This window comes from Streptomyces sp. NBC_00083 (assembly GCF_026343295.1).
Taxonomy (GTDB): Bacteria; Actinomycetota; Actinomycetes; order Streptomycetales; family Streptomycetaceae; genus Streptomyces.
In genome coordinates this window covers 2,537,426-2,563,779 of the sequence record NZ_JAPELY010000001.1, presented here as the reverse complement: position 1 = coordinate 2,563,779, position 26,354 = coordinate 2,537,426, and the positions used below count along the sequence as shown (strand labels likewise).

General features: G+C 71.7%; 27 protein-coding genes. 11 read left to right on the top strand and 16 right to left on the bottom strand.

What is annotated here, in order from left to right; all coding sequences use genetic code 11:
* Positions 1-9: 9 nt before the first annotated feature.
* From OOJ98_RS11385 to OOJ98_RS11365, 5 genes are all read right to left on the bottom strand, one after another.
* Positions 10-282, bottom strand: a complete 273-nt coding sequence (locus OOJ98_RS11385) for a hypothetical protein (protein ID WP_267054516.1) — start codon at positions 280-282, stop codon at positions 10-12.
* Positions 283-557: 275 nt separating this feature from the next.
* Positions 558-1,409, bottom strand: a complete 852-nt coding sequence (locus OOJ98_RS11380) for a carbohydrate ABC transporter permease (protein ID WP_267055600.1) — start codon at positions 1,407-1,409, stop codon at positions 558-560.
* Positions 1,410-1,480: 71 nt separating this feature from the next.
* Entirely contained in the window at positions 1,481-2,395 is a 915-nt protein-coding gene (locus OOJ98_RS11375; RefSeq protein WP_267054515.1) for a carbohydrate ABC transporter permease, read from the bottom strand.
* A gap of 78 nt (positions 2,396-2,473) precedes the next feature.
* Entirely contained in the window at positions 2,474-3,769 is a 1,296-nt protein-coding gene (locus tag OOJ98_RS11370; RefSeq protein WP_267054514.1) for an ABC transporter substrate-binding protein, read from the bottom strand.
* Positions 3,770-4,197: 428 nt separating this feature from the next.
* On the bottom strand, positions 4,198-5,157 hold the full coding sequence (locus OOJ98_RS11365; RefSeq protein ID WP_267054513.1) for an ROK family protein: 960 nt from the start codon (positions 5,155-5,157) through the stop codon (positions 4,198-4,200).
* A gap of 158 nt (positions 5,158-5,315) precedes the next feature.
* On the opposite strand from OOJ98_RS11365, the gene OOJ98_RS11360 reads away from it, so the two are divergent.
* On the top strand, positions 5,316-6,353 hold the full coding sequence (locus tag OOJ98_RS11360) for a LacI family DNA-binding transcriptional regulator (RefSeq protein WP_267054512.1): 1,038 nt from the start codon (positions 5,316-5,318) through the stop codon (positions 6,351-6,353).
* A 43-nt stretch (positions 6,354-6,396) separates the two neighbouring features.
* Here the strand turns inward: OOJ98_RS11360 and OOJ98_RS11355 are convergent, their stop codons facing one another.
* From OOJ98_RS11355 to OOJ98_RS11330, 6 genes are all read right to left on the bottom strand, one after another.
* Positions 6,397-8,157, bottom strand: coding sequence for a serine/threonine-protein kinase (locus tag OOJ98_RS11355; protein ID WP_267054511.1), 1,761 nt, complete (start codon positions 8,155-8,157; stop codon positions 6,397-6,399).
* Between the two features lie 86 nt (positions 8,158-8,243).
* On the bottom strand, positions 8,244-9,542 hold the full coding sequence (locus OOJ98_RS11350; protein ID WP_267054510.1) for an aldolase: 1,299 nt from the start codon (positions 9,540-9,542) through the stop codon (positions 8,244-8,246).
* Between the two features lie 162 nt (positions 9,543-9,704).
* Complete coding sequence (locus OOJ98_RS11345) at positions 9,705-10,667, bottom strand: electron transfer flavoprotein subunit alpha/FixB family protein (protein ID WP_267054509.1); 963 nt, start codon at positions 10,665-10,667, stop codon at positions 9,705-9,707.
* A gap of 104 nt (positions 10,668-10,771) precedes the next feature.
* Positions 10,772-11,557, bottom strand: coding sequence for an electron transfer flavoprotein subunit beta/FixA family protein (locus OOJ98_RS11340; protein ID WP_267054508.1), 786 nt, complete (start codon positions 11,555-11,557; stop codon positions 10,772-10,774).
* Between the two features lie 200 nt (positions 11,558-11,757).
* Positions 11,758-12,267, bottom strand: coding sequence for a flavin reductase family protein (locus OOJ98_RS11335; RefSeq protein WP_267054507.1), 510 nt, complete (start codon positions 12,265-12,267; stop codon positions 11,758-11,760).
* Between the two features lie 245 nt (positions 12,268-12,512).
* Entirely contained in the window at positions 12,513-12,848 is a 336-nt protein-coding gene (locus tag OOJ98_RS11330; protein ID WP_267054506.1) for a thioredoxin family protein, read from the bottom strand.
* Positions 12,849-13,101: 253 nt separating this feature from the next.
* On the opposite strand from OOJ98_RS11330, the gene OOJ98_RS11325 reads away from it, so the two are divergent.
* On the top strand, positions 13,102-13,833 hold the full coding sequence (locus OOJ98_RS11325) for a 1-acyl-sn-glycerol-3-phosphate acyltransferase (RefSeq protein ID WP_267054505.1): 732 nt from the start codon (positions 13,102-13,104) through the stop codon (positions 13,831-13,833).
* A 70-nt stretch (positions 13,834-13,903) separates the two neighbouring features.
* On the opposite strand, the gene OOJ98_RS11320 is transcribed toward OOJ98_RS11325, so the two are convergent.
* The 4 genes from OOJ98_RS11320 to OOJ98_RS11305 form a co-directional block, all read right to left on the bottom strand.
* On the bottom strand, positions 13,904-14,503 hold the full coding sequence (locus OOJ98_RS11320; RefSeq protein WP_267054504.1) for a transglutaminase domain-containing protein: 600 nt from the start codon (positions 14,501-14,503) through the stop codon (positions 13,904-13,906).
* A gap of 74 nt (positions 14,504-14,577) precedes the next feature.
* Positions 14,578-15,639, bottom strand: coding sequence for a low specificity L-threonine aldolase (locus OOJ98_RS11315; protein ID WP_267054503.1), 1,062 nt, complete (start codon positions 15,637-15,639; stop codon positions 14,578-14,580).
* On the bottom strand, positions 15,636-16,382 hold the full coding sequence (locus OOJ98_RS11310; RefSeq protein ID WP_267054502.1) for an SDR family NAD(P)-dependent oxidoreductase: 747 nt from the start codon (positions 16,380-16,382) through the stop codon (positions 15,636-15,638). Before OOJ98_RS11310 ends, OOJ98_RS11315 begins: the two co-directional genes overlap by 4 nt.
* Before the next feature lie 35 nt (positions 16,383-16,417).
* Positions 16,418-17,818 carry a DUF6421 family protein gene (locus OOJ98_RS11305; RefSeq protein WP_267054501.1) on the bottom strand — a complete coding sequence of 467 codons (1,401 nt, stop codon included), beginning with the start codon at positions 17,816-17,818 and terminating at the stop codon, positions 16,418-16,420.
* Positions 17,819-18,242: 424 nt separating this feature from the next.
* On the opposite strand from OOJ98_RS11305, the gene OOJ98_RS11300 reads away from it, so the two are divergent.
* Entirely contained in the window at positions 18,243-18,890 is a 648-nt protein-coding gene (locus OOJ98_RS11300) for a PadR family transcriptional regulator (protein ID WP_267054500.1), read from the top strand.
* 329 nt (positions 18,891-19,219) lie between these two features.
* Entirely contained in the window at positions 19,220-19,903 is a 684-nt protein-coding gene (locus OOJ98_RS11295) for a glycerophosphodiester phosphodiesterase family protein (RefSeq protein WP_267054499.1), read from the top strand.
* A 37-nt stretch (positions 19,904-19,940) separates the two neighbouring features.
* Here the strand turns inward: OOJ98_RS11295 and OOJ98_RS11290 are convergent, their stop codons facing one another.
* Positions 19,941-20,489 (bottom strand): GNAT family N-acetyltransferase, encoded by a 549-nt coding sequence (locus tag OOJ98_RS11290; protein WP_267054498.1) that lies wholly within the window; start codon positions 20,487-20,489, stop codon positions 19,941-19,943.
* Between the two features lie 73 nt (positions 20,490-20,562).
* On the opposite strand from OOJ98_RS11290, the gene OOJ98_RS11285 reads away from it, so the two are divergent.
* The 7 genes from OOJ98_RS11285 (at position 20,563) to OOJ98_RS11255 (ending at position 26,339) form a co-directional block, all read left to right on the top strand.
* Positions 20,563-20,949 (top strand): VOC family protein, encoded by a 387-nt coding sequence (locus tag OOJ98_RS11285; protein ID WP_267054497.1) that lies wholly within the window; start codon positions 20,563-20,565, stop codon positions 20,947-20,949.
* A gap of 149 nt (positions 20,950-21,098) precedes the next feature.
* Complete coding sequence (locus OOJ98_RS11280) at positions 21,099-21,680, top strand: DUF5134 domain-containing protein (protein ID WP_267054496.1); 582 nt, start codon at positions 21,099-21,101, stop codon at positions 21,678-21,680.
* An 87-nt stretch (positions 21,681-21,767) separates the two neighbouring features.
* Positions 21,768-22,703 (top strand): M56 family metallopeptidase, encoded by a 936-nt coding sequence (locus OOJ98_RS11275; RefSeq protein ID WP_267054495.1) that lies wholly within the window; start codon positions 21,768-21,770, stop codon positions 22,701-22,703.
* Between the two features lie 34 nt (positions 22,704-22,737).
* Positions 22,738-23,409 (top strand): phosphatase PAP2 family protein, encoded by a 672-nt coding sequence (locus OOJ98_RS11270; protein WP_267054494.1) that lies wholly within the window; start codon positions 22,738-22,740, stop codon positions 23,407-23,409.
* A gap of 19 nt (positions 23,410-23,428) precedes the next feature.
* The gene (locus OOJ98_RS11265) at positions 23,429-24,148 is read left to right on the top strand and encodes an HAD family hydrolase (protein WP_267054493.1); all 720 of its coding nucleotides are present in this window, start codon (positions 23,429-23,431) and stop codon (positions 24,146-24,148) included.
* 141 nt (positions 24,149-24,289) lie between these two features.
* Positions 24,290-24,889, top strand: a complete 600-nt coding sequence (locus OOJ98_RS11260) for a TetR/AcrR family transcriptional regulator (RefSeq protein ID WP_267054492.1) — start codon at positions 24,290-24,292, stop codon at positions 24,887-24,889.
* Positions 24,890-24,992: 103 nt separating this feature from the next.
* Positions 24,993-26,339 (top strand): FAD-dependent oxidoreductase, encoded by a 1,347-nt coding sequence (locus OOJ98_RS11255; protein ID WP_267054491.1) that lies wholly within the window; start codon positions 24,993-24,995, stop codon positions 26,337-26,339.
* Positions 26,340-26,354: the final 15 nt, after the last annotated feature.

The following is a 26,354-nucleotide window of genomic DNA, read 5'->3' as shown; positions in this document are numbered from 1 at the left end:
GCCGGGTGGTCAGGCGGCCAGAGGGATGCTGGGGGCGATGAAGTAGCCGTCCCTGTCGTACCAGCGGATCTCGGTGATGCGGACCTCTCGGAAGCCCGTGCGCCGGAAGATGGGGTCGATGAGGGCGGCGCCCTCGGGTGCGTCCGGTGTCTCCAGGTCGACGATGGTGACGGCCGGGTTCACCGGGCTCTGGCGGCGGCCGGTCTCGCGGCCGGGGAGCGGGTTGTGTGCCGTGTCGAAGTCGTGCAGGAGAGCGGTGGCGACGTGCAGTTCGACGGTCATGGCGGCCTCCGGGGTGGGGCCGGCGCGGCCCGTCGACGGCGGGCCGCGCCAGGCGGCGCATCTGCTTGAGGCCGCAGACCTTGGGGCGCTCACCTCGAGGCACGCTCGATCACCGCTCGAGCCGGGCCGGATGCCTGGTCGCGCGGGGTACGAGTCCGGCTCGCGCGCCCAACGGGCGGTGACTGCAGGCGCGTTGGAGCCGACCGCCCATCATCCCCGGCGGCCAGGCGACGGCGTGCGGGGCGGTGACGTGGGCGGCGGCGTAGGCGGCGGCGTCACCCCTTGCTCGACCCGAGGGTCAGGCCCGCGATGAAGTGCCGTTGCAGCAGCAGGAAGACGATCAGGGTGGGGAGCGCGACGATCACCGAGCCGGCCGCCAGCAGGTTGTAGTCGGTGAAGAACTGGCCGCGCAGGTTGTTCAGGGCCGAGGTGATGGGCAGCTTGTCGCCGTCGGACATGAAGACGAGGGCCCACAGGAAGTCGTTGTACATCCAGGTGAACTGGAGCGTGGCGAGCGCCGCGAGAGCGGGCCGGCACAGCGGCAGGGTGATGCGCCAGTACTGCGTCCACACCCCCGCGCCGTCGACGATCGCCGCCTCCAGGATCTCCAGCGGCAGGGTGCGCATGAAGTTGGCGAGCACGAAGACGCAGAAGCCGAGCTGGAAGCCGACCTGCACGGCGATGACGGCCCAGTACGAGTCGAACATCGTCAGCGAGTCGGACATCCAGTACGGCAGCGGGATGCGGTTGAACACGACGTACAGCGGCGTCACGATCACCTGCTGGGGCAGCAGGTTGCCCGCCGTGAACAGCATCAGCAGGACCATCGCGCCGCGCAGGCGCAGCCGCGAGACGGCGAAGGCGACGAACGAGGCGAGGAACAGCACGACGACCACGCCGGGCACCGCGATGATCAGGGTGTTGACGAAGTACTTCGTCATGCCCGAGTCGCTGAACGCCTGCCGGTAGTAGGCGAAGGAGAGGTGCTTGGGAAGGGAGAAGTAGCCGTAGCGCGAGGTCTCGTCGTAGGGGCGCAGCGACGCGTAGACCGCGAGCAGCAGCGGCGCGAGGAAGGCGAGCGAGACCGTCATCAGGAAGGCGTGCACCCCGAGGCGGCCCGGTCGCACCCGGCGGCGTCCCCGGGCGGCGGGCGCGTTCGGCGGTGCCGTGACGGCGGGCGCGGGCGCGGTGTCGGTGGTCACCGGTTCTTCTCCCCTCGGATCTCCTGGACCAGGTAGGTGAGGACGAACCCGAGGGAGACGGTCAGCAGCACCACGGCGATCGCCGAGCCGAAGCCGATGCGGCTGGCCTCGCCGATGATGTTGTCGGTGACGAGCACGGAGAGCACTTCGAGGCCGTTGCGCCCGTGGTTGACGGCGTACACGATGTCGAACGCGCGCAGCGACTCGATGACCGTGATGACGCCGACGATGACGTTGACGGGCCGCAGTGTCGGGAACACGACCCGGAAGAAGGTCTGGCGCTCGCTCGCGCCGTCGATGGCCGCGGCCTCCTTGAGGGAGGGATCGACGGCCTTGAGGCCCGCGAGGTAGAGGATCATCACATAGCCGGTGTGCCGCCAGGCCGCGGCCAGCAGGATCATCCAGATGTTGAGGTCGGGGTCGCCGAGCCAGTCGGTGGGGTTGGCGCGGGCGCCGACGAGGGCGTTGAGCGCCCCTTGGTCGCGGGAGAAGACGAGCTGGGCGATGAACCCGACGACGGCGAGGGAGAGGACCACCGGCATGTACAGCGTCGACTGGTAGAAGCGGCTGAACCGGACGCCGCGGTCGATGAGGACGGCGAGCAGCAGCCCGAACGGCGTCGCCACGAAGCCGAGCACGCCCAGCCACATGAGGTTGTGGCGGACGGCCGGCCAGAACGGCGGGTAGTTGGTGAAGAGGTTGGCGTAGTTCTGCGTGCCGACCCACTTGATGGAGCCGACGCCGTCCCAGCTGGTGAAGGACAGGACGACGGAGGCCAGGGTGGGTCCCCACACGATGGCGAGGTCGAGCAGGACGGGCAGGCCAAGCAGCAGGCCGAGGACGACGAGGTCGCGGGCGGTGAACCGCCCGTTGCCCCGCCGCCCCGCACGCCGCGCGGTGGTGAGCGCCACGGCTGAGTACTCCAAGTCGAAGCGGGAGCAGGTCGGTTGGAGGTTCCTTGGGTCTTCGGCGGCCGTCGTCGGCCGCCGTCAGCCTTCGGAGGCGAAGATGGTCTTCTTCTGGCGTTCGATGTCGTTGACGAGGCCGTCCACGTCGTTCGGGTTGCCGATGAACCGCTGGATCGCCGGGATCATCACGGTGGACGCGAAGTCGGGGCGGGTGTCGCGGTCCATGAACTGGGAGATCTGCTTGGCCCCGGAGACGAGTTCGACCGCCTTCTTCTGCAGCGGGGTGTACTTCGAGGTGTCCGCGCCGCTGTTGACGGCGATGTTGTTGGGGTCGCCCGCGAGGTAGGCGTCCTCCGCCGCCGGGGTGGCGAGCCAGCCGAGCAGGTCCTTGGCGCTCGCCATGGACTGCTTGTTCTTCAGCTCCTTGGCGTTCTTGGCGAGCAGGAAGCCGTCGATGGGCGCCTCGACGGCGTCCTGCCCGTACTGCGGGTCCATCTCCGGGAACGGGAAGAACGCGATGTCGCCCTGGTCGGAGGCGGGGAACTGCTGCCCGACGTGCGCCAGCCCGAGCACGGTCAGGCCGGACTGCTTCTTCTGGAGGCTCTGCGCGGCCTCCTGCCAGGTGCGGCCGTTGGCGCCCTGCTGGCAGTACGGCAGGATCCTGCGCCAGTTGTCGAAGACGTCCTTGACCCGCTTGTCGGTCCACGCCTCCTTGCCGGCCATCAGGCTCTTGTGGAACTCGTACCCATTGGTCCGCATGTTGAGGTAGTCGAAGGTGCCCATCGCGGGCCAGCCGTCCTTCTCGCCGAGCGCGATGGGGTCGAGTTTGTCCTTGCGCATCTGCTGGGCGAGGTCGACGAACTGGTCGAAGGTCCTGGGCGCGGTGTAGCCGTGCTCCTGGAAGAGGCTCGCGCGGTGGAAGACCGCCCACGGATAGTAGTAGTACGGCACGAAATACTGCTTGCCGTCGGCGCCCGTGGACTGCGCCTTCAAGGCGTCGGAGAACCCGTGGAAGCCCTGCCAGAGGTCGCTGATGTCGTACAGCAGGCCCTTCTGGGCGAAGAACTGCATGCGGTAACCCGCGAACCACATGAAGACGTCGTCCGGCTTGCCCTGGAGGTAGCGGTTGATGTTCTCCTGGAAGGTGTTGTGGTCAACGGTGTTGACCTTGACGGACCGGCCGTCCTTGGACTGCTTCCCGTACGCGGCGAACGCGTCGGCGAACGCCTTCTTGGGCACGGCGTCCGACGCGTTGGAGCCGAGGCGGACCGTCTTGGTGTCACCGCCGGGTCCGCTTCCGCACGCCGTGAGCAGTGAGGGCAGCGCGACCGCGCCGGCGCCGACCGCCGCACCGCGCAGAAGACTCCGCCGGGACATCCGATGTCCTGGTACGCCATGAGGCGCCACAGGACCGTTGAACGATGACTGCGCCATGTCCCCCTCCTCCGGGGTGCAACCCAACACAACCAAACGCGAGGCTTGGATCACACCCCCAACTCAGGGTGCCGTCAAGGGTTTTGACGCAAAACCGAGCAACCGTTACGGCCACCCTTCCAACAGACTCCAACAAGCCCTACCGGAAACGCTCGTCACGGTGAGGCGGGCCGACGACAGCTCGAACCGCATGGACGGGAGGGAGTGATCGGAGCGCTGGCGAGGGGCGGGGGCCGGGGCGGGGAGTCAGCGAGCGACGCCTCCCGGCTGACGGTTCGCGGCGGACGGCTGACGGCTGACGGACATCAGTCGACACACATCAGCTGACGGACGACAGAAAGTGTCGGTCCTCAACTGCCGGGCGCCGGCCGTTACTTGAGCAACGCCGCCGCCCCCCGGTCCGCACGTCGGGCCGATGCCGCGGCCGCCGCTCCCACCAGACCCGCGTCCGTCCCCATCAACGCCGGTGCGACGGTGAGGCGTTGGACGAAGGAGAGTGTCGCGTAGTCGCGCAGGGCGCGGCGCAGGGGGGCGAAGAGGACATCGCCCGCGCCGGCCACTCCCCCGCCGATGACGGCGATCTCGATCTCGACGAGGGTGGCGGTCGCGGCGATTCCCGCGGCCAGTGCCTGGGCGGCGCGTTCGAAGGAGGCGATGGCGATCGTGTCACCGGAGCGGGCGGCCGCGGCGACGGCCGCGGCCGAGGTGTCGCCGTCGGGGCCGGGGCGCCAGCCGTGGTCCAGGGCGCGGCGGGCGATGTGGGGGCCGCTGGCGATCCGTTCCACGCAGCCGCGGGCCCCGCACGGGCAGGGGTCGCCGTCGAGGTCGACGCTGATGTGGCCGATGTGGCCGGCGTTCCCGGTGGGGCCGGGGTGAAGTTTGCCGCCGAGAACGAGGCCGCCTCCGACGCCGGTCGACACGACCATGCACAGGGCGTTGTCGTAGCCGCGGGCCGCGCCGAGCCAGTGCTCGGCGGCGGTCATCGCGACGCCGTCGCCGACGAGTTCGACGTCGAGGCCGCCGGTTGCCGTGCGGACGCGGTCGACCAGCGGGAAGCCGCGCCAGCCGGGGATGTTGACGGGGCTGACCGTGCCGGCCGAGGCGTCCACGGGTCCCGCGCTGCCGATGCCGACGGCGCTCGTGCGGTCCCACAGGGCGGATCCGGTCAGTTCGGCGAGCACCTCTTCGGCCGCGCGCATCACCGTGTCGCCGTCCTCATGGGCGGGAGTCGGCCGTTGTGCGCGCAGGAGGAGCCGGCCGTCGGCGTCGACCAGGGCTCCGGCGATCTTGGTGCCGCCGATGTCGAGCGCGGCGACGAGGTCGGTGTGCATCGAGGACGGATCTCCTGGCGGAAGACGGGTAACAGCAGGTCAAGATGAGAGTCTCCCTGGATGTGACAACGTTGTCCAGGGCCTATGCTCGACGCCACACATACCGCCCGGCACCAGAGCACGCCGGACGGCTCCCGACGACGACAGGACAGCGCACTGTGGCCGAGAATGCCCGCCACCCCGAGCCCCGCTATGGCAACCGTCCGACGATGAAGGATGTCGCGGCGCGCGCCGGAGTCGGCCTCAAGACGGTGTCCCGGGTGGTCAACGGGGAGGCCGGGGTGACGCCCGACACCGAGCGCCGGGTGCAGGAGGCCATCGAGGCGCTGGGCTTTCGCCGTAATGACAGTGCGCGGGTGTTGCGCAAGGGGCGTACGGCTTCGATCGGGCTGGTTCTGGAGGATCTCGCCGACCCGTTCTACGGGCCGCTGAGCCGGGCCGTCGAGGAGGTCGCGCGGGAGCACGGGGCGTTGCTGATCAATGGGTCGAGCGCCGAGGATCCCGATCGTGAGCAGGAGCTGGTTCTGGCGTTCTGTGCCCGTCGGGTGGACGGGTTGATCGTGATTCCGGCGGGGTCCGACCACCGTTATCTCGAGCCGGAGATAAAGGCGGGTGTGGCGACGGTGTTCGTGGACCGTCCGGCAGGGCGGATCGATGCCGATGTGGTGTTGTCGGACAGTTTCGGCGGGGCGCGTGCGGGGGTGGCGCATCTGATCGCGCAGGGTCATCGTCGGATCGGTTTCATCGGTGATCAGCCGCGTATTCATACGGCCACGGAGCGGCTGCGGGGGTATCACGCGGCGATGGCGGATGCGGGGCTGCGGGTCGATGAGGCGTGGGTGTCGCTGGGTTCGACGGGGCCGGAGCGGGTGCGGGCCGCGGCGGAGTCGATGCTGGCGGGTCCGGCGGGCGTGACGGCGCTGTTCGCGGGGAACAACCGGGTGACGGTGACGGCGGTGCGGGTTCTCGCGGGTCGTGAGCGTCCGGTGGCTCTGGTGGGTTTCGATGACATCGAGTTGGCTGATCTGCTCGGTATCACGGTGATTTCGCAGGACGCGGCGACGCTTGGGCGTACGGCGGCGGAGTTGTTGTTCCGGCGGCTGGACGGTGTGGACGAGACGCCGGCCCGGGTGGTGTTGCCGACGGTGTTGATTGAGCGCGGTTCGGGTGAGGTTCCGCCGCCGGTGGACGCGTAGCGCGGCGCCGCGGGGGCTGCGCGGGTTCGGCGGGTCGTGGGGGTCAGCAGGTTTTGAGGCCGGGGGCGGGCTGGTTGTTGTCGCCGCCCTTCATGTAGACGACGCTGATGTAGACGTTGGTGTGGCCGCTGTCGTCGTCGGTCCTGGCCCACCAGGTGTTGGTCCACTTCCCGTAGGTTTCGCGGCGGCCCAGGTCGGTCTGGCAGTAGAAGTAGTTGGTGCCGGCGTTGAGGACGCCGGCCGCGCTGCCGTCGCTGCGGATGGAGCGGGCGGTGCGCCATACCTCGCAGTCGAACCGGCTGCCGGTGGCGGGCCGGCAGCTTCCGGCGGGTGGTGCGGCGCTGCCGGGGGTGGCTGTGGCGGCCGCGTCGGGGGCGCTCTTCCTGGGCCCGGGGGTCTTGCCGTCCTTGGTGTCGTCCGCTGTGTGCGGGTCGCCTTTCGTGGATGGTTTGGTGGTCGAACTCGTGGCGGGGCGGGGCGAGTTGGGTGTGGTGCGGGTGGTGGGGTGGGGTGTGGTGAGGCCGGCGGCGCCGAGTTGGTCGTCGGTGGCGTCCGGGGTCGTGTCGGCTGTTGCTCCGGCCGTCTGCTGCCCGTTGTTGGTGTCGCCGGGGCCGAGGAGTGCGTAGGCGCCGCCGCCGGCGAGGACGACGAGGCCGGCTGCGGCGGCGATCCAGGGGGTGCGGCGCCGGCGTCCGGGGGTGGTGGTCCGGTGCTGCGGCAGGTCGCGTACGACGGGCGCGGTGCCGTCGTGGTGCGGCGGCCGGGGTGCGGGGGCGGGGCCGAGGGGCGGTGTGGGCGTGGGGGTGGCGGGTGCGGGTCCGAAGCCCTGGGGCCGGTGGGGCAGCGCGTCGCGTACGGTCGCGTCGCGGGGCGCGTCGGTGGGGTGCGCGGGCGTCTCGCGTCCTGGCGTGGTGCGTCCTGGCGTGGTGCGCAGGGTGGTGGTGCGGACGGCGGTCGGTGTGGTGGCTGTGGTGGCGGCTGCCTCCGTGAGGAGGCGGGCGGCGGTTTCGGCGTCGGGCCTGCGGGCGGGGTCCTTGTCCATGAGGCGCAGCAGGACGGGTCCGAGGGGGCCGGCTCGGCGGGCCGGGGACGGGGGTTCGACGACGATGGCGTTGAGGGTGGACCAGGTGGAGGTGCGGCGGAAGGGTGCGGTGCCTTCGACGGCGGCGTACAGGGTGGCACCGAGGGCCCAGATGTCGGAGGGGGGTCCGGGGGTGTGGCCCTGGGCTCGTTCGGGTGCCAGGTAGTCGAGGGAGCCGACGAGTTCGCCGCTGCGGGTCAGGTGGGTTCCCGAGCCGTCGCCGGGGTCGTCCATGGCGGCGATGCCGAAGTCGGTGAGGACGACGCGGCCGGAGGTGTCGAGGAGGATGTTGCCGGGTTTGACGTCGCGGTGCAGGACGCCGGCGCGGTGGGCGGCGGCGAGTGCCTGGAGGACGGTGGCGCCGATGGCGGCGGCTTCGGCGGGTTCGAGGGCGCCGCGTTCGGTGAGGACGTCGTCGAGGGAGGGGCCGTCGATGAGTTCCATGACGATGACGGGGCGGCCCTGGTGTTCGGTGACGTCGTGGACGGCGACGACGGAGGGGTGGCGTATGCGGGCGGCGGCGCGGGCTTCGCGCTGCATGCGTAGCCGCAGGTCGCCCAGTTCGGGGGCGGAGGCGTCGTTGTAGGCGCGGAGTTCTTTGACGGCGACGTCGCGGCCGAGGACTTCGTCGTGGGCGCGCCATACGACGCCCATGCCGCCGCGGCCGAGTTGTTCGACGATCCGGTACCGGCCGGCCAGTAGTTGGCTCTCCCCCGTTGACACCGCTGCCCCGTTCCCCTGTGGCGATTGTGGTCGCGTACAGGGTACGGGGCGGGGGTGTCGGGTCGGGGTGCCCGGTGCTGGTGGGGCTAGGGGGCGGTGACGGTGAGGGTGCCGCGGCGGGGTGAGGCGAAGGCTTCGAGGTCGGTGCGGGTGAGGCCGGTGAGGCGGGCGACTTCGGCGGTGTCGAGGGCGCCGCAGTCGAGGCCGCGCAGGAGGTAGCCGCTGAGTGCCTTGGCGGTGGCGGGTTCGTCCATGACGTCGCCTTCTGTCTTGGCGACGTAGGCGGCGAGGCGTCCGGCGGCCTGCTCCAGGCCTTCGCGGTAGAAGGCGTAGACGGCCGCGTAGCGGGTCGGCATGTGGCCGGGGTGCATGTCCCAGCCCTGGTAGTAGGCGCGGGCCAGGGCGCGGCGGGTGAGGCCGTAGTGGAGGCGCCAGGCTTCGTGGACGTGTTCGGTGGTGCCGATGGGCAGGACGTTGGTGGAGCCGTCGGAGACGCGGACGCCGGTGCCTGCGGCGGCGACCTGCATGACGGCCTTGGCGTGGTCGGCTGCGGGGTGGTCGCTGGCCTGGTAGGCGGCGGAGACGCCGACGCAGGCGCTGTAGTCGAAGGTGCCGTAGTGGAGGCCGGTGGCGCGGCCTTGCGCGGCGTCGATCATCTTGGCGACGGCGGCGGTGCCGTCGGCGGCGAGGATGGACTGGCTGGTTTCGATCTGGATCTCGAAGCCGAGGCGTCCTTCGGGCAGGTCGTGGGCCTTTTCGAAGGCGCTGAGGAGCCGTACGAAGGCGGTGACCTGTTCGGGGTAGGTGACCTTGGGGAGGGTGAGGACGAGGCCGTCGGGGAGGCCGCCGTTGCGCATGAGGGTGGTGAGGAAGACGTCGGTGGTGCGGATGCCGCGGTCGCGGACGGCGGCTTCCATGCACTTCATGCGGATGCCCATGTAGGGGGCGGCGGTGCCGTTCTTGAAGGCTTCGGCGATGAGGCGGGCGGCGCGGGCGGCGTCGGCGTCCTCTTCGGCGTCGGGGCGGGGGCCGTAGCCGTCCTCGAAGTCGACGCGGAGGTCTTCGATGGGTTCGCGCCGGAGTTTGGCGCGGACGCGGTCGTAGACGGGGGCGGCGAGGTCGTCGGAGATGCCGAGGACCTTGGCGAAGGAGGCCGCGTCGGGGGCGTGCTCGTCGAGGGCGGCGAGTGCCTGGTCGCCCCAGGAGCGGATGGTGCCCGCGTCGAAGACGTCTCCGGGTACGTAGACGGTGTGGACGGGCTGGCGGGTGCCGGGGTCGCCCGGGTATCGGCGGGCGAGCTCTTCGTCCACGGCGATGAGCGAGGCACTGATCTCCTCGCTGACGACGCCGTCGAGGCTCGTTGCCACCTGCTCCTGCTGGCCCATCCTGCACCCTCCACACGGTCGAAACTTTTCCGCTGCACGGAATCAATAATCCGTATAGCGAAGTTAGTAGGTGCCTTGTCCTGCGTCAATGGTTGTCCGAAACGACCGGGGGCCGCGCGGTGAAGATCACCACGCGGCCCCCGGCCGAACAGAAGTCGCAGGTCACCCCTTGCGGCTGTTGACCTCTTCGGTCAGCTGCGGGACGACCTGGAACAGGTCGCCGACGACGCCGTAGTCGACCAGGTCGAAGATCGGGGCCTCGGAGTCCTTGTTGACGGCCACGATCGTCTTCGAGGTCTGCATGCCGGCCCGGTGCTGGATGGCGCCGGAGATGCCGTTGGCGATGTAGAGCTGCGGCGAGACGGACTTGCCGGTCTGGCCGACCTGGTTGGAGTGCGGGTACCAGCCGGCGTCCACCGCGGCGCGCGAGGCGCCGACGGCCGCGCCGAGCGAGTCGGCGAGGGCCTCGATGACCGCGAAGTTCTCGGCGCCGTTGACGCCGCGGCCGCCGGAGACCACGATCGCGGCCTCGGTCAGCTCGGGGCGGCCGGTCGACTCGCGCGGGGTGCGCGAGGTGACCTTAGTGCCGGTGGCGAGCTCCGAGAAGGTGACGGAGAGCGCCTCGACGGTGCCGGCGGCGGGGGCGGCCTCGACGGCGGCCGAGTTCGGCTTGACCGTGATGACCGGGGTGCCCTTGGAGACGCGGGACTTGGTGGTGAAGGAGGCGGCGAACGCGGACTGCGTGGCCACCGGGCCCTCGGCGCCGGCTTCGAGGTCGACGGCGTCGGTGATGATGCCGGCGCCGATGCGCAGGGCGAGGCGGGCGGCGATCTCCTTGCCCTCGGCGGAGGAGGGGACGAGCACGGCCGCGGGCGACACGGCCTCGTACGCGGCCTGGAGGGCGTCGACCTTCGGCACGACGAGGTAGTCGGTGAACTCGGGGGCGTCGGCGGTGAGGACCTTGACGGCGCCGTGCTCGGCGAGCGCGGCGGCGGTGTTCTCGGCGCCGGCGCCGAGCGCCACGGCGACGGGCTCGCCGATGCGGCGGGCGAGCGTCAGCAGTTCGAGGGTGGGCTTGCGGACGGCACCGTCCACGTGGTCGACGTAGACCAGAACTTCAGCCATGGGACTTCAATCTCCTGCACGTGCGAAGAAAAGGCGGGCGGGTGAGGGGCTCGGCGAGCCATGAGCGCGGGGTCGGCCGGGAGGTGTCCGGGCCGGCGGGGCGCTTAGATGAACTTCTGGCTCGCGAGGAACTCGGCGAGCTGCTTGCCGCCCTCGCCCTCGTCCTTGACGATCGTGCCGGCGGTGCGGGCCGGGCGCGCGGCGGCGGAGTCGACGGCGGTCCAGGAGCCTTCGAGGCCGACCTCGTCGGCCTCCAGGTCCAGGTCGCCGAGGTCGAGGGACTCCACCGGCTTCTTCTTGGCGGCCATGATGCCCTTGAAGGACGGGTAACGGGCCTCGCCCGACTGGTCGGTGACCGAGACGACGGCCGGGAGGGAGGCTTCCAGCTGCTCGGACGCGGCGTCGCCGTCGCGGCGGCCCTTCACGGTGCCGTCCGCGACCGAGACCTCCGAGAGGAGCGTGACCTGCGGGACGCCGAGGCGCTCCGCGAGGAGTGCGGGAAGGACACCCATGGTGCCGTCGGTGGAGGCCATGCCGCAGATGACCAGGTCGTAGCCGGTCTTCTCGACGGCCTTGGCCAGGACCAGCGAGGTGCCGATCACGTCGGTGCCGTGCAGGTCGTCGTCCTCGACGTGGACGGCCTTGTCGGCGCCCATGGACAGGGCCTTGCGCAGGGCGTCCTTGGCGTCCTCGGGGCCGACGGTCAGCACGGTGATCTCCGCGTCGTCCGCCTCGTCGGCGATCTGCAGTGCCTGCTCGACCGCGTACTCGTCGAGCTCCGAAAGGAGGCCGTCGACGTCGTCGCGGTCGACGGTCAGGTCATCGGCGAAGTGCCGGTCGCCGGTGGCGTCGGGCACGTACTTCACACAGACAACGATCCTCAAGCTCACGCCGGCTCTCCTACTGCATCGTCATTTCTGGGCTGCCTTGATGCACGCAGCATAGGCGCCTGATGGGGCGGTTTCCGGTCGGGGCGACCGGCGCTCCGAACGAAATATTACTCGTCAGTACACCCAGCTTGTTCCCAGTAAGCAAGCGCTTTGAACTGTGACGTTGCCAACGGTGAGTAATCGCCCCGATCAGGGAACTTTCAGTCGCGCAGCGCGTTGAAGCGGCCCTGGTGGTAGAGGAGGGGCCGGCCGGCGCCCGCGGGGTCGCCGACGACGGCCTGGGCGAGCACGATGCGGTGGTCGCCGGCCGGGACGCGGGCCACGACCCGGCAGACCAGCCAGGCCAGGACGCCGCCGAGGACGGGTACGCCCTCGGGTCCGGTGTTCCAGTCGGTCGCGGGGCCGAAGCGGTCGGCGCCGCTGCGGGCGAAGGTGGCGGCGAGCTCCTGCTGGTGCTCGCCGAGTATGTGCACGCCGATGTGGTCGGCCTCGGCGACGACGGGCCAGCTGGAGGAGCCGGTGCCGATCCCGAAGGAGACCAACGGCGGTTCGGCGGCAACGGAATTGAGGGAGGTGGCGGTGAAGCCGACGGGGCGCCCGCCCCGCTGGGCGGTGATCACCGCGACGCCCGCGGCGTGTTGGCGGAAGACCGACTTGAGCAGTTCGGGCGTTGCCGCCCGGGGGATACCGAGCTCGGGTGAGGCCGTCATCGAATGGTCCTTCTCCGGTGGGTGCGTCAAGGGCTGCGGGTGTTCAGCAGCCCGGACAGCGCGCGCTCGCGCAGCGAGCGAGGTCCACGTGGGCGCGTCCGTGAAGAAGGGGGTCTGTCGGCACATCGTCAGACTGACGATCCGGTGCGCTCCCAGTCAAGTACCTTCCGTGATGTGGGAGATCCCTCACTGCCGCGCCCGGGGGCCGGGGGCCGTGCGGCGTCCGGCCGTTCGCGCCGCGCCGCTCACACCGCCTGCCCCAGCGCGGCGATGACATCCGCACGGCGCGGCTGTCCGCTCGCCCGGCGCACGACCGTCCCGTGCGCGTCGAGCACCAGCACGGTCGGGGTGCTCGCGATGTCCAGCTCCCGTACGAGAGCGAGCCGTTCCTCGGCGTCGATCTCCACGTGGGCGACGCCCCCGACCATCGCGGCGACTTCCGCGAGGGTGCGCCGGGTCGCCCGGCAGGGCTGGCAGAACGCGCTGGAGAACTGCACCAGCGTGGCGCGCCGCCCCAGTGGGGCCCCCAGCTCGGCCTCGCCGAGCCTGCGCCCCTCGCCGTCCCGCACGCCGCCTGCCATCGTCGCCGCTCCCCCTCGTCTCTTCACACGCTTACTACCCGCACTGTCGTACGGTTGCAGCGCGCACCGCTCGGCATTGATTCCCACGTCTCCCGCCTGCGAAGACGTGATGAGAATCTCTCCCGGGCCCGGTGCCAGGACTGGCCAGCCCGGCGCGTATCGGGCACCATCTGCCCAAAGCCTAAAACCTACGGCTGCGTAACTTATTTCTCCGGGAGCACCCTCCCCGGGCACACGAAGGGTCTCCCCTGAGATGGCAGAACTCGTCTATCGACCGGTCATCGGCGCCGCACGCGCGATGTTCAAGGCGCTCGACCTGAAGATCGACACCCAGGGTTCGGAGAACATCCCGCGCACCGGCGGGGCGGTGCTCGTCAGCAACCACATCAGCTACCTCGACTTCATCTTCACGGGTCTCGCCACGCTGCCGCAGAAGCGGCTCGTGCGGTTCATGGCCAAGGAGTCGGTGTTCCGGCACCGGATCTCCGGGCCGCTGATGCGCGGCATGAAGCACATCCCGGTCGACCGCAAGCAGGGCGAGGACGCCTACCAGCACGCGCTGGCGTCGCTGCGGTCCGGCGAGGTGATCGGTGTGTTTCCGGAGGCGACGATCTCGCAGTCGTTCACGCTGAAGAGCTTCAAGTCGGGCGCGGCCAGGCTCGCGCAGGAGGCCGGGGTGCCGCTGATCCCGATGGCGCTGTGGGGCACGCAGCGGATCTGGACCAAGGGCCGGCCGCGCAACTTCAAGCGCAGTCACATTCCCGTCACCATCCGGGTCGGTGAGCCCCTGGAGGCGCCGGCCGACCAGTACGCGGGCGCCATCACGCGGCGGCTGCGCGAGCGCTGCCAGGAGCTCCTGGAAGCCGCCCAGCGCGCCTATCCCGTACGCCCCAAGGACGCCGCCGACACCTGGTGGGTGCCGGCGCACCTCGGGGGTACGGCCCCGACGCCCGAGCAGGTCAAGAGCCGCGAGGCGACGGGCTGAATCGTCACTCCTGCACGGGACGGGGCGCGGCGGGGGCGCCCTCGGCCGCGCCCCGGGGCAGGCCCGTGGTTCACAGTGCGGTCGGGTAGGCCGGCCAGAGCGAGGGGCGGTCGGGGGCGGCCCTGAGCGCCGCCACGACCGCCGCGTGCGGTGCGTCGTGGAGCACCGGGTAGTCCACTTCGCCGGCTTCGGGCCGCACGTGCCAGGCCAGGCGCTCCTCGTCGAGTGAGAACCGGGCGTCGACGCCGGGTTTGTTTCCCCGGGGGTCGACGCGGGCCCAGGCGTCCCGTCCCGGCAGCCGCAGGGCGACGAGGCCGTGCACGAGGGGGTGGGAGCCGTCGTCGTCGGTGAGGCGCTGGTAGCAGAGCGCGGCGGGGATCGAGCGGGTGCGGAGCAGGGCGGCGAGGGCGTGCGCCTTGGCGCAGCAGATGCCGGTGCGCAGCGCGAGGACGTCGGAGGCCCGCCAGGTCACCCGGAGGTCGCCGGAGTCCTGGGAGTGCGGGATCTCGTCGCGTACGAAGGTGTAGGCCGCTTCGGCGTATGCGTATGCGTCGGGTGCCTGGGACGCGAGTCGGTCGGCGGTTTCGCGCACCAGGGGGTGCTGGTGGTCGATGACGTCGTCGGCGGCCAGGTAGGCGGAGAGTTGAGGGTTGTGCTGGATGAGCTCCATGGCTCGGGAGCGTACGAAAGCGGCCGGCCGCAGTCAATGACTTTACGGCCGACCGCATAGATATGCACCGCTTGCTAGCGTGCCATCTCTTCCTTCAGGGCCATCAGGAATCCGTCGACGTCGTCCTCGGTGGTGTCGAAGGAGCACATCCAGCGGACGTCGCCCGCGGCCTCGTCCCAGAAGTAGAAGCGGTAGCGCTTCTGGAGCCGCTCACTCACGTCGTGCGGCAGCCGCGCGAACACCGCGTTGGCCTGCACCTCGTGGAGGATCTCCACGCCGTGGACCTGGCGCACGCCCTCGGCCAGGCGCCGGGCCATCGCATTGGCGTGCCGGGCGTTGCGCAGCCACAGGTCCTTGGCGAGCAGCGCCTCCAACTGCACCGATACGAAGCGCATCTTGGAGGCGAGCTGCATCGACATCTTGCGGATGTGCTTCATCTGGCGGACCGCGTCCGGGTTGAGGACGACGATGGCCTCGCCGAAGAGCATCCCGTTCTTGGTGCCGCCGAACGACAGGACGTCCACGCCGACCGCGTTGGTGAACGTGCGCATCGGCACGTCGAGCGAAGCCGCGGCGTTGGATATCCGCGCCCCGTCGAGGTGGACCTTCATGCCGCGCTCATGGGCGTGGTCGCAGATCGCCTTGATCTCGGCGGGCGTGTAGACCGTGCCCAGCTCGGTGTTCTGGGTGATCGAGACGACCTGCGGCATCGCCCGGTGCTCGTCCTCCCAGCCCCAGGCCTGCCGGTCGATGAGCTCCGGCGTCAGCTTGCCGTCGGGCGTGGCCACCGTGAGCAGCTTGAGCCCGGCCATCCGCTCGGGGGCGCCGCCCTCGTCCACGTTGATGTGGGCGCTCTCCGCGCACACCACGGCGCCCCAGCGGTCGGTCAGCGCCTGAAGGGCGGTGACGTTGGCGCCGGTCCCGTTGAACACCGGGAAGGCTTCGGCGCTCGCGCCGAAGTGGCTGTGCATGACGCGCTGGAGGTGTGCGGTGTAGTCGTCCTCTCCGTAGGCGATCTGATGACCGCCGTTGGCGAGGGCGATGGCCGCGAGGACCTCGGGATGCGCGCCGGCGTAGTTGTCGCTGGCGAATCCGCGCACCGCCGGATCGTGGTGTGCTCGCGCGTCCGTCCTCACGGCTTGGGGGTCAGCCACAGGCGCTGTCCGTTCACTTCCTGGGCGGGCTTGTCCCACACTCCGGCGATGGCCTCGGCCAGCTCGGTGACGTCGGTGAAGCCCGCGAACTTCGCATTGGGTCGCTCGGCGCGCATCGCGTCGTGCACCAGTGCCTTGATCACCAGGATCGCAGCAGCGGCCTGCGGCCCGTCCTCACCCCCCGCCTTGCGGAAGGCGTCACCGAGCGCCAGCGTCCACGCCTCGGCGGCGGCCTTGCCGGCGTTGTAGGCGGCGTTGTTGGCGGTGGGCTTGTGCGCGCCGGACTGGCTGACCAGGACGAAGCGGCCCCGGTCGCTGCGCAGCAGCGCGTCGTGGAAGGCGAGGGAGGTGTGCTGAACGGTCTTGATCAGCAGCTTCTCCAGGAGGTCCCAGTCGGCCAGGTCGGTCTCGGGGAAGGAGGTGCTGCCGCGCCAGCCGCCGACGAGGTGGACCACGCCGTCGACCCGTCCGAAGTCCTTCTGGATGCGGTCGGCCCAGTCCCGGGTGGCCTGGAGGTCCAGCAGGTCGACGGTGTCGCCGGTGACGCTGGCCCCGCCGTGCGCGTACCGTGCGGCGTCCACGGCCGAGGCCAGGCGCTCCGCGTCGGCATCGGAGCCCACGACGACCGCGCCCGCTTCCGCGAGCCGCAGCAGGGCGGCACGGCCGGCGGGTCCCGCAGCGCCCGCCACGGCGACGACGGCGCCGTTGAGAGGTCCGTTGTTCATCTTCCTCGCCCCTTCCGAACCTTCCGTACGTGAGCTCACGCGGCGGCTCCGGCCGGAGCGGAAGCGGCGGTGATCCCCTTGGTGGAGGCGATCACGTTCTTCAGCTTCTTGGAGAGCGCCTCATAGAACATGCTGAGCGGAAACTCGTCCGGAAGCACGTCGTCGACGAGTTTGCGGGGCGGCAGCGTCAGGTCGAGCGCGTCGGGGCCCTTGGCCCAGCGCGATCCCGGGTGCGGCGCGAGGTAGGTGGAGACCAGGTCGTACGCCGCGAACCAGTGGACGAGCTTGGGGCGGTCGATGCCGTCGCGGTAGAGCTTCTCGATCTCGGCGCACAGCTGGTTGGTGACCTGGGGGGCGCGCTCCCAGTCGATGTGCAGCTTGTTGTCGGTCCAGCGCACCACGTCGTGCTTGTGGAGGTAGGCGAAGAGGAGCTGGCCGCCGAGCCCGTCGTAGTTGCGGACGCGGTCGCCGGAGACGGGGAAGCGGAACATGCGGTCGAAGAGCACCGCGTACTGCACGTCGCGGCCGTGCTGGTTGCCCTCGGCCTCCAGCTTCACGGCCTCCTTGAAGGCGGTGAGGTCGCAGCGCAGCTCTTCGAGGCCGTACATCCAGAACGGCTGGCGCTGCTTGATCATGAACGGGTCGAACGGCAGGTCGCCGTGGCTGTGGGTGCGGTCGTGGACCATGTCCCACAGCACGAAGGCCTTCTCGCAGCGCTCCTGGTCGGACACCAACTCCTTGATGTCTTCGGGGAGTTCGAGCCCGAGGATGTCGACGGACGCCTCGGTGACGGCGCGGAAGCGGGCCGCCTCGCGGTCGCAGAAGATGCCGCCCCAGGTGAAGCGCTCGGGGGCCTCGCGCACGGCGATGGTCTCGGGGAAGAGGACCGCGGAGTGCGTGTCGTAGCCCGCGGTGAAGTCCTCGAAGGTGATGCCGCAGAAGAGCGGGTTGTCGTAGCGGGTCGCTTCGAGTTCGGCGAGCCACTCGGGCCAGACCATGCGCAGCACGACCGCTTCGAGGTTGCGGTCGGGGTTGCCGTTCTGCGTGTACATGGGGAAGACGACGAGGCGCTGGAGGCCGTCGGCACGGTCGGCGGCCGGGTGGAACTGGAGCAGCGAGTCCAGGAAGTCCGGCACGTCGAAGGCGCTGTCGGCCCACTTGCGCAGGTCGGCGACGAGCGCGCGGTGGTACGGCGCGTCGTGCGGGAGCAGCGGCGAGAGCTCCTCGATGGCGGATATCACCTGGTCGAGGGTGGCCTCGACGACGGCGCGGGCGGGGGCGCCCTCGGCGTCGAAGTCGATGGATCCGTCCTTGGACTGCCAGGGCCGGATCTCCTCGACGGCATTCTTGAGGGCGGGCCACGCGGGGTGGTCGACCACCCGCCGGTCGGCTACTGCGCCCCCCACGGCCGGGTCCTGCACAAGAATTTCCGTCATGTCACTTCCTCCACAGGAGAACCTCGCGTCAGGACACCGTATCGGTGTTCGGTTCTTTCGCTCAAGAGGGGGATCAATAAATTATCCTGCCCTCTTCCTGTTGGACCGCTCTTCTTCCTGCGTTGATGCAATGGTGCGGCGATGGCTGCGGTTTGGCGAGCGGAGCGGGTGGGGGCCCCGGGGGCCGGGACGGGCGCCGCCGGCCGGGACCGGGTGCCGTGAGCCGGGACGGGGCGGCCGGTGGCTCCGGGGCAGCGCGGCCGGCGGGCGGGGGCGGCGGGCGGCTCGTCGGGGCTGTGGGAATCGCCGGAGCGGGCCGGGCCGGGGACGGTGGGATCCGCCAAGCGGAATCTCAAGATCACGGAGGTTTCACGGGCCCTGATGGGGTTGTGGCGGGGCCGCGCGCTCAACTTCAATTCGCCCTATGACCAGTCGTTCTTCCCCCCACCCGCCCGGGACGACCAGGCCGCTGCCGGCGACGGCCTGGGCGGTGCTCGGGCTGCTTTCCTTCCCCGGCGAGCGGACCGGCTACGAACTCAAGAAGTGGGCCGACTCCTCGCTCCGCTTCTTCTACTGGTCGCCCGCGATCAGCCAGGTCTACGCCGAGCTGCGCCGCCTCGAGGAGATCGGCTACGCCACCTCGCGCCGCTCGGGACCGGAGGAGCCGCGCGCCAAGCGGCGGTACGCGATCAGCGAGGCGGGCCGGCGCGCGCTCGCCGAGTGGGCCGACTCCCCCGGTGCGAGCGGCCCGCCCGTCCTCAAGCACCCGCTGGTGCTGCGGATCTGGCTCGGACACCTCGCCGCCCCGCACCGGCTGCGCTCCCTCGTCGAGGAGCACCTGGTCCGTACCGAGAACGAGTTGCGGCAGGTCAGAAAGGCGCTGGCGCACGCCGAGGAGAACGAGGCGTGGGCGCATCCGCGGATCGCGCTGCGCTGGAGCGAGCTGCGGGAGCTGGCCGAGCTGGAGCTGGCGCGCGGCATGCTGGACGACCTCGACCGGCTGGCCGACCGGCAGGCCCCGCCCGGGGGTGCGGAACCGGACCGTCACGACGGCTGGCCGGGCCCCGGGTGAGGCCCGCACGGCCTGCGCGTCAAGGGCTGGAGGAATCGCCCACGGGCGGGTGACGCGGGTTGGCCCGCGGGGGGTTCGCACAGGTAGGACGGAGTGCCCCCCGCCCCTCGTACGCCACCCGGAGCCGCGCCCATGAGCATCCGCGCCGTCCTTGTCGCAGCCCTGATCACGGGCTTCATCCTCGGGATCGCGTCAACCCGCGAGGACCGCCCCGCCGGCCCGCGCGAGCCGGGGTCGGTAGCGGTGGCGGGCCGTTAGGCTGCGGCTGCCGCGTGCGCACCGGACCGCGTCACGCGCGCATACCGCCGTCGACGGAAGCGAGGCCTGTCTTGACGTTCCTCACCATCGGTCATCGCGGGGTCATGGGTGTCGAGCCGGAGAACACCCTGCGTTCCTTCGTCCACGCAGCACGCGTGGGCATGGACGCCATCGAACTCGATCTGCACCTCAGCAAGGACGGCGCCCTCGTCGTCATGCACGACGCCGAGGTCGACCGCACCACGGACGGCAGGGGGCCCGTCGGGGAGATGACCCTCGCCGAGCTGCGGGAGCTCGACGCGGGCCAGGGCGAGCGCATCCCCGTGTTCGAGGAGGTCCTCGACGCGGTGAAGACCCCGATCCAGGCAGAGATCAAGGACGTGGCCGCGGCGCGCGCGCTCGCCGCGGTGATCGAGCGGCGCGATCTGGTGGGCCGGGTGGAGGTCCTGTCGTTCCACGACGCGGCGCTCGCCGAGATCGCCGCGCTGGTGCCGGGCGTACGCACCGGGCTCGTCGACGACGACTGGGGCCCCGACCTCATCGACCGGGCCGCGGCGGTCGGCGCGCGGAGCCTGGTCCTGAGCATCGAGCGGATCACCCTGGAGACCGTCGAGCGGGCCCACGCGGCCGGGCTCAAGGTGATCGGCTGGACCGTGAACACCCAGGACCATCTGCGGCTCGTACGGGCCCTGCAGCTGGACGGCGCGACGACGGACTATCCGGAGATCCGGCGCACCGGCCGCTTCACCGCCTAGGGCCCGCTCGGCCGGGGCGCACCCGGCCGGGGTGATCTCAGCGCAGCTCCTTGACCAGGAGTTCGAAGGCGAGGTCGTCGCGCTGCGGTACACCGAAGCGCTCGTCGCCGTACGGGAAGGGCGACATCTTTCCCGTACGGCGGTAGCCGCGCCGCTCGTAGAACGCGATGAGTTCCTCGCGGAGCGAGATCACCGTCATGTGCATCTCGCGCACGCCCCACTCGGCCCGCACCAGGCGTTCGGCCTCGGCGATGATCTGCTTGCCGAGGCCCGCGCCCTGGAGCGCGGGAGAGACCGCGAACATCCCGAAGTAGGCGGCGTCGCCCCGGTGTTCCAGCTGGCAGCAGGCGACGAGGACGCCGTCCCGTAGGACGGTGAGCAGCTTGCTGCCGGGTGTGGTGATGACGGCGCGCACCCCTTCGGGGTCGGTGCGCCGGCCCTGCAGGATGTCGGCCTCGGTGGTCCAGCCGGCACGGCTCGCGTCGCCCCGGTAGGCCGACTCGATGAGCGGCACCAGCGCCTCGACGTCGGCTTCCGTGGCGTCCCGGTAGCTCAGCTCCGCGGTGGCGCGTCCGGCGGTGTCCATGGTGCGGTCTCCCTGCTGATCGGTTGTGCTGGGGGGTCCGTCGAGCGTATCCCGGCGGCTAGGGTCGCCTGCCATGGTGCATGTACTGAGCAGCCGGACCCTTCTGCGCCCCACCGACCCCGAGCGTTCGCGTGCCTTCTACGGCGAGCGGCTGGGCCTCGCGGTCCACCGCGAGTTCGGTACGGGACCCGAGCGCGGCACCGTCTACTTCCTGGGCGGCGGATTCCTGGAGGTGTCGGGCCGGTCGGAGGGCCCGCCGGCGCCGGGGCTCCAGCTGTGGCTCCAGGTCGCGGACGTGGCGGCGGCCCACGAGGAGCTGGTGGGGCGCGGGGTCGTCGTGGTGCGGCCCCCGGTGCGCGAGCCGTGGGGGCTCATCGAGATGTGGATCGCGGACCCGGACGGGGTCCGCATCGTGGTGGTGGAGGTGCCGGCCGACCATCCCCTGCGCTTTCGGCCCTGACCGCTTCCCGGACGAAGGCCGGCGCCGCAGCGGCCGGCCTCGGTGATCCCCCGCGCGCTCCCCCTGTGTGTCCCTGCGCCCGCGTATGCGGCCCCGCGGATGGGCATTCCCTGGGCGGCAGGCGTCACATCGAGCGGGGGAGGTACGCCGTGCACGGTCCGGTGGTGCCCGGCTGGCTGCTCGTCGCGCTGTGCGCGGCGACGGGCTCGTACTGTCTGCTGCGGCTGCGCAGCGGCTCCGAGCCGGCCCGCAGGGCGGCGGGCGGCGAGGCGGTGATGGGGTTCGGGATGGCCGCGATGGCCGTGCCGGCGGCCCTGGCCCCGCCGGGGCCGTGGATGTCGGCGGGGTGCGCGGTGGTCTTCGGCGGCGGCGCGCTGCGCGCGCTGTGGCTGGCGCGCGGCGGGGCCCACCATCTCCACCACGTGGTGGGCTCGCTCGCGATGGTCTACATGGCGCTCGCGATGGCGCCCGGCGGCGGCCTGTCCCAGGAGGGGCACGCGGGGCACGCCGGGCACACGGCCGGCGGGGTTCCGCTCCTGACGGGGGCGCTGCTGCTGTACTTCGCGGGCTACGTCCTGTCGGCCGGGGTGCGGCTCCTGCCGTCGGCGGGCGGTGGCACCGCGTCGGCGGCGGGCGCGCCGCCCGTGCCGTGGGGCGCCCGCCCGGAACTGGCGCTCGCGTGCCGGCTGTCGATGGGGATCGCGATGCTGGCGATGCTGGTGAGCGTCTGACTCCTCGGCGCCGGGAGCGTCGTGGCGTACGTCACTTGAAGCCCGCGGACATACCTATGACGGCGGCCTCGCTCATAGGCTGAGACCATGACGGTCTCCCTCGCGTTGCTGGTGCTCGGCCTGGTGTCCGCCGTCGCCGCCCCGCGACTGCTCGCCCGCGCCGACTGGGTCGAGCGCGAGCCGGTGGTGGCGCTGTGGGTGTGGCAGTGCGTGGTGGCGGCGGTCCTGCTCTGCTTCGGGCTCGCGATGGTGTTCAGTGCCGCGTCCGCCTGGCGGACCGTGCGGGGGCAGGTGTTCGCGCCCGCGCCCCGGGCCGTGGTCGAGGCGTACGCGCTCGGCCCGTACGGCCCCTGGTCGGCGGCGCTCGCGGTGGTGCTCTTCCTCGGCGGCGCGTGGACCGGGGCGATGCTCACGCGGGAGATCAGGGAGAGCTGGGCGCGCCGTCGCCGGCGCCGCGCCCAGTTGCGGCTGCGTTCTCCGCTGCTGCCCGGCGAGGAGCCGTCGGGTGAGCGTCTGGTGGTCCTTGAGGCGGCCCGGCCGGACGCCTGGTGGCTGCCGGGCCAGATGCCCCAACTGGTCATCACCACGGCGGCACTTCAGCGCCTGAAGGGCCGTCAGCTCGATGCGGTGCTCGCCCATGAGCTGGGGCACGCGCGGGCCCGCCACGACTGGCTGCTGCACTGTTCGGGGGCGCTCGCCCGCGGGTTTCCGCAAGTGCCGGTGTTCGCCGCGTTCCGCGACGAGATGCACCGTCTGGTGGAGCTGGCCGCCGACGATGTGGCGTCGCGCCGCTTCGGCCGGCTCACGATCGCGCTCGCCCTGGTCGAACTCAACGAGCACCGCGGGGTGTTCGGGCCGTGCCCCGCGCCGGACGGGCAGCTCCCGCGGCGGGTGCACCGGCTTCTTTCGGCGGCTCCCCGGCTCCCCGCGAGCCACCGGCTGCGCCTGACCGCGTATGCCGCTCTGGTGCCCGCCGTGCCGCTGATCGTCGCCCTCGTGCCGGGTCTGCACGCCCTGGGGTAGCCCCGGCCGTGCGGTATCGGGTTGGATCGTCGGCATGCTGCTCGCTCCCGCCCCCGTGTCCGCCCGGCCGACGGCGCTGCTGCGTGCCGGCCTGGTCTGTGCCGCGCTCGCCGTGCTCCTGCTGGTCCTGGTGGCGGCCGAGTGGGGTCCGCTGATGGCGTGGGACCGGGCGGTCGCCGGGACGCTGCACCGGCACGCGACCGCCGATGCCGGGCTGACCCATGTGAACCGGCTGCTCAGCGACTGGGTGTGGGACCCGTGGACGATGCGCGCGGGGCTCGCGGTGGCGGTGGCCCTGCTGCTGCGGCGCGGCGAGCGGCTGCTCGCGCTGTGGGTCGCGGCGACCAGCGCCGCGGGCACGGCCGTGCAGCAGGGGCTGAAGGCGGCCGTCGGCCGGGAGCGGCCGCACTGGCCGGACCCGGTGGCCTCCGCGTCGTACGCCGCGTTTCCGTCCGGTCACGCCCTGGGGGTGACGGTCGCCTTCGGTCTCGTCGTCTGGCTGCTCGCGCTGCACGGGGTGCGGAGCGGGGTGCGGTCGGCCGTCCTCGCGGCCGGGGTGGTCTCGGCGCTCGGCGTGGGCTTCACCCGGCTCTTCCTCGGCGTGCACTGGTTCTCGGACGTGGTGGGCGGCTGGCTGGTGGGCGTGGCGGTCGTCGCGCTGAGCGCGGCGGCCCACCGGCGTCTGGTCTTGAACCGGCCGCGCTGAGCACGCGAGGATCGCGGGCATGACGATCAGGGGCGTTCTCTTCGACTTCTCCGGCACCCTCTTTCGCGGCGAGCCCGTGGACGCGTGGCTCTCCGCGGCGCTCGACGCCTGCGCGATCACGCTGCCCGAGGCCGAACTGGCGCGCTATGCAATGCGGTTGGAGGCGGCGGGCGCCCTGCCCAGCGGTCCCCACCCGCCGCGGGTTCCCGCGCATCTGGCGCAGGAGTGGAGCGTGCGCGACACGAGCGGGGATCTGCACCGCCGGGCGTACACGGGTCTCAGCCGCACGGTGGAGCTGCCCGACCCCCGTCTGTACGACGCGCTGTACGACCGCCATATGACCCCGGCCGCGTGGCGTCCGTACGGCGACGCACGGCCGGTTCTCGCGGCGCTGCGGGAGCGCGGCATCGGCGTCGGCGTGGTGAGCAACATCGGCTGGGACCTTCGGCCGGTCTTCCGCGCGCACGGCCTGGACGACTTCGTGGACGCGTATGCGCTGTCCTTCGAGCACGGGGCGCAGAAGCCCGAGGAGCGGTTGTTCCGGGTGGCCTGCGAGGCGCTCGGGCAGGCGCCGGAGGAGGTCCTGATGGTCGGCGACAACCGGCGGGCCGACGGCGGTGCCGCGGCGCTCGGCTGTGCGGTGCACTTCGTGGACCCTCTGCCGGTGGAGCAGCGCCCCGACGCCCTGCGGGCGGTGCTCGCGCTCGCCGCCGGGGACACCGGTCCCGGGCGGGGATGAAAAAGGGCCACCCGTCCGAGGTGATCCCCCGCGTCACCCCGAACGAGCAGCCCACGCGCAGGTCAGACCCCACGAAGGGGGTACCGCCCCGCGACAGCCTGAGTATATTGGCTCTGAGCCAGTCAACGCAGGAGTTACAGCATGTCCCCGCGCAGCGCATCGGTCAATGAAGAATTGCGCAGACGTTCTCGCGAGCGGCTGCTGCAAGCCACAGTCGAGCTGGTGGCGGAACGGGGCTATGAATCGACGACGCTCGGCGCCATCGCGGACCGGGCGGGTTCGGCCCGCGGACTGGTCTCGTACTACTTCCCGGGCAAGCGCCAGCTGCTCCAGTCCGCCGTGCACCGCCTCATGCATCTGACCCTGGAGGCGGGCCTGGAGCGGGAGCCGCGGACCGATGACGGGCGCGAGCGGCTGGCGCGGGCGATCGACGCGATCCTCGGGCTCACCCACTCCCAGCCCGTCCTCATGCGGGCCCACATGGCGGGGATCCTGCAGGCCCAGGGGTTCGTGCAGTGCCCCGAGCAGCAGCGTCTGGCCGCCCTGTTGCGCGACACCGTCGAGCGGTACGGCTCGCGGGACGTGGAGCACGAGTATCCGATGCTGCGCGCCAACCTGATGGGTGCCGTCTTCGCCGCGCTGCTCCCGGGCGCCCCCATGGACGCGGTGACCCTGCGGGCCGAGCTGTTCCAGCGCTACGGGCTCGACTGGGAGCAGGGCGCGCCGCCGGCCGCTCCCTGACCCGGGGGCGGACCTCTATCCGCGGTGCGCGCGGTGGTGCCATCCTGAAAGCGTCCGCGGTCTTCCGCGGGGTTCGCGGTTTCTCTGCCGAGGAGCGCCCACCATGCTGCGCATCGCCGTCGTGGGGTCGGGGCCGAGTGGTGTGTACACCGCCCAGTGCCTGGTGGAGCAGAGCGCGGTCGCTGACATCCGGGTCGACGTGCTCGACCGGCTGCCCTGCCCGTACGGTCTGGTCCGCTACGGGGTCGCCCCGGACCACGAGAAGATCAAGTCGCTGCAGAACAATCTGCGCTCGGTCCTGGAGGACGGCCGGATCCGCTTCCTTGGGCACGTCGAGGTGGGTCCGGGCGGTGTCCCCTCGGAGCTGCTCCCGCGTCTCTACCACGCGGTGGTGTACTGCGTCGGAGCCACCTCCGACCGGCACCTGGGGATTCCGGGCGAGGAGCTGCCGGGCAGCCGCTCGGCCACCGAGTTCGTGTCCTGGTACAGCGCGCACCCTGACTGCGACCCCGGCCGGTTCGTCCTCGGCGCCCGCTCGGCGGTGGTGATCGGCGCCGGGAACGTGGCGGTGGACGTCGCCCGCATGCTGGCCCGGGGCGCCGAAGAGCTGCGCCCCACCGACGTGCCGCGGGCCGCGCTCGGCGCGCTCGCCGCGAGCCGGGTGCGCGAGGTGCACATGGCGGCCCGGCGGGGCCCCTCGCAGGCCAGGTTCACCACGAAGGAGCTGCGGGAGCTGGGGGCGCTGCCGGGCGCCGATGTGACGGTGTCCCACGAGGAGCTGCTGCGGGACCCCGGCTTCGTCGACCCCTCGGCGCTCGCGGCGCCCGCGCGGCGCAACGTGGAGGTGCTGCGCGGGTGGGTGGGGCGTCCGCCGCGGCCCGGGGCGCGCCTGCTGCACCTGCGGTTCCATCTGCGCCCGGTGGAGATCGTGGAGCGGGACGGCCGGGTGGGTGCGGTGCGCTTCGAGCGGACGGTGCCGGACGGCGCGGGCGGGGTGCTGGGCACCGGGGCGTTCGAGGAGATCGAGGCGCAGCTGGTGCTGCGGGCGGTCGGCTATCTCGGGGTGCCGCCGCGGGGCCTGCCGTTCAACCCGGCGACGGGGACTGTGCCGCACCTGGCGGGGCGGGTACTGCGCGAGGGCGCTCCGGCGCCGGGCGAGTACGTGGCCGGCTGGATCAAGCGCGGCCCGACGGGCGTGATCGGCACCAACCGGCCCTGCGCGAAGGAGACGGTCGCCTCGCTGCTCCAGGACGCCCCGCTCCTCGCCGGGCGTCCGGTCGCGGCCGAACCCCTGGACGCGCTGCGGGAGTTGGGGCTGCGGCCGGTGACCTGGCGGGGCTGGCTCGCGATCGAGCGCGCGGAGGCCGCGCTCGGCGCGTCCCTCGGGCGCGGCTCGGTGAAGATCCCCGACTGGGACGGGCTCCTGACGGCGGCCCTCGACGCGGGCTGAGGCCCCGGGCCGGAG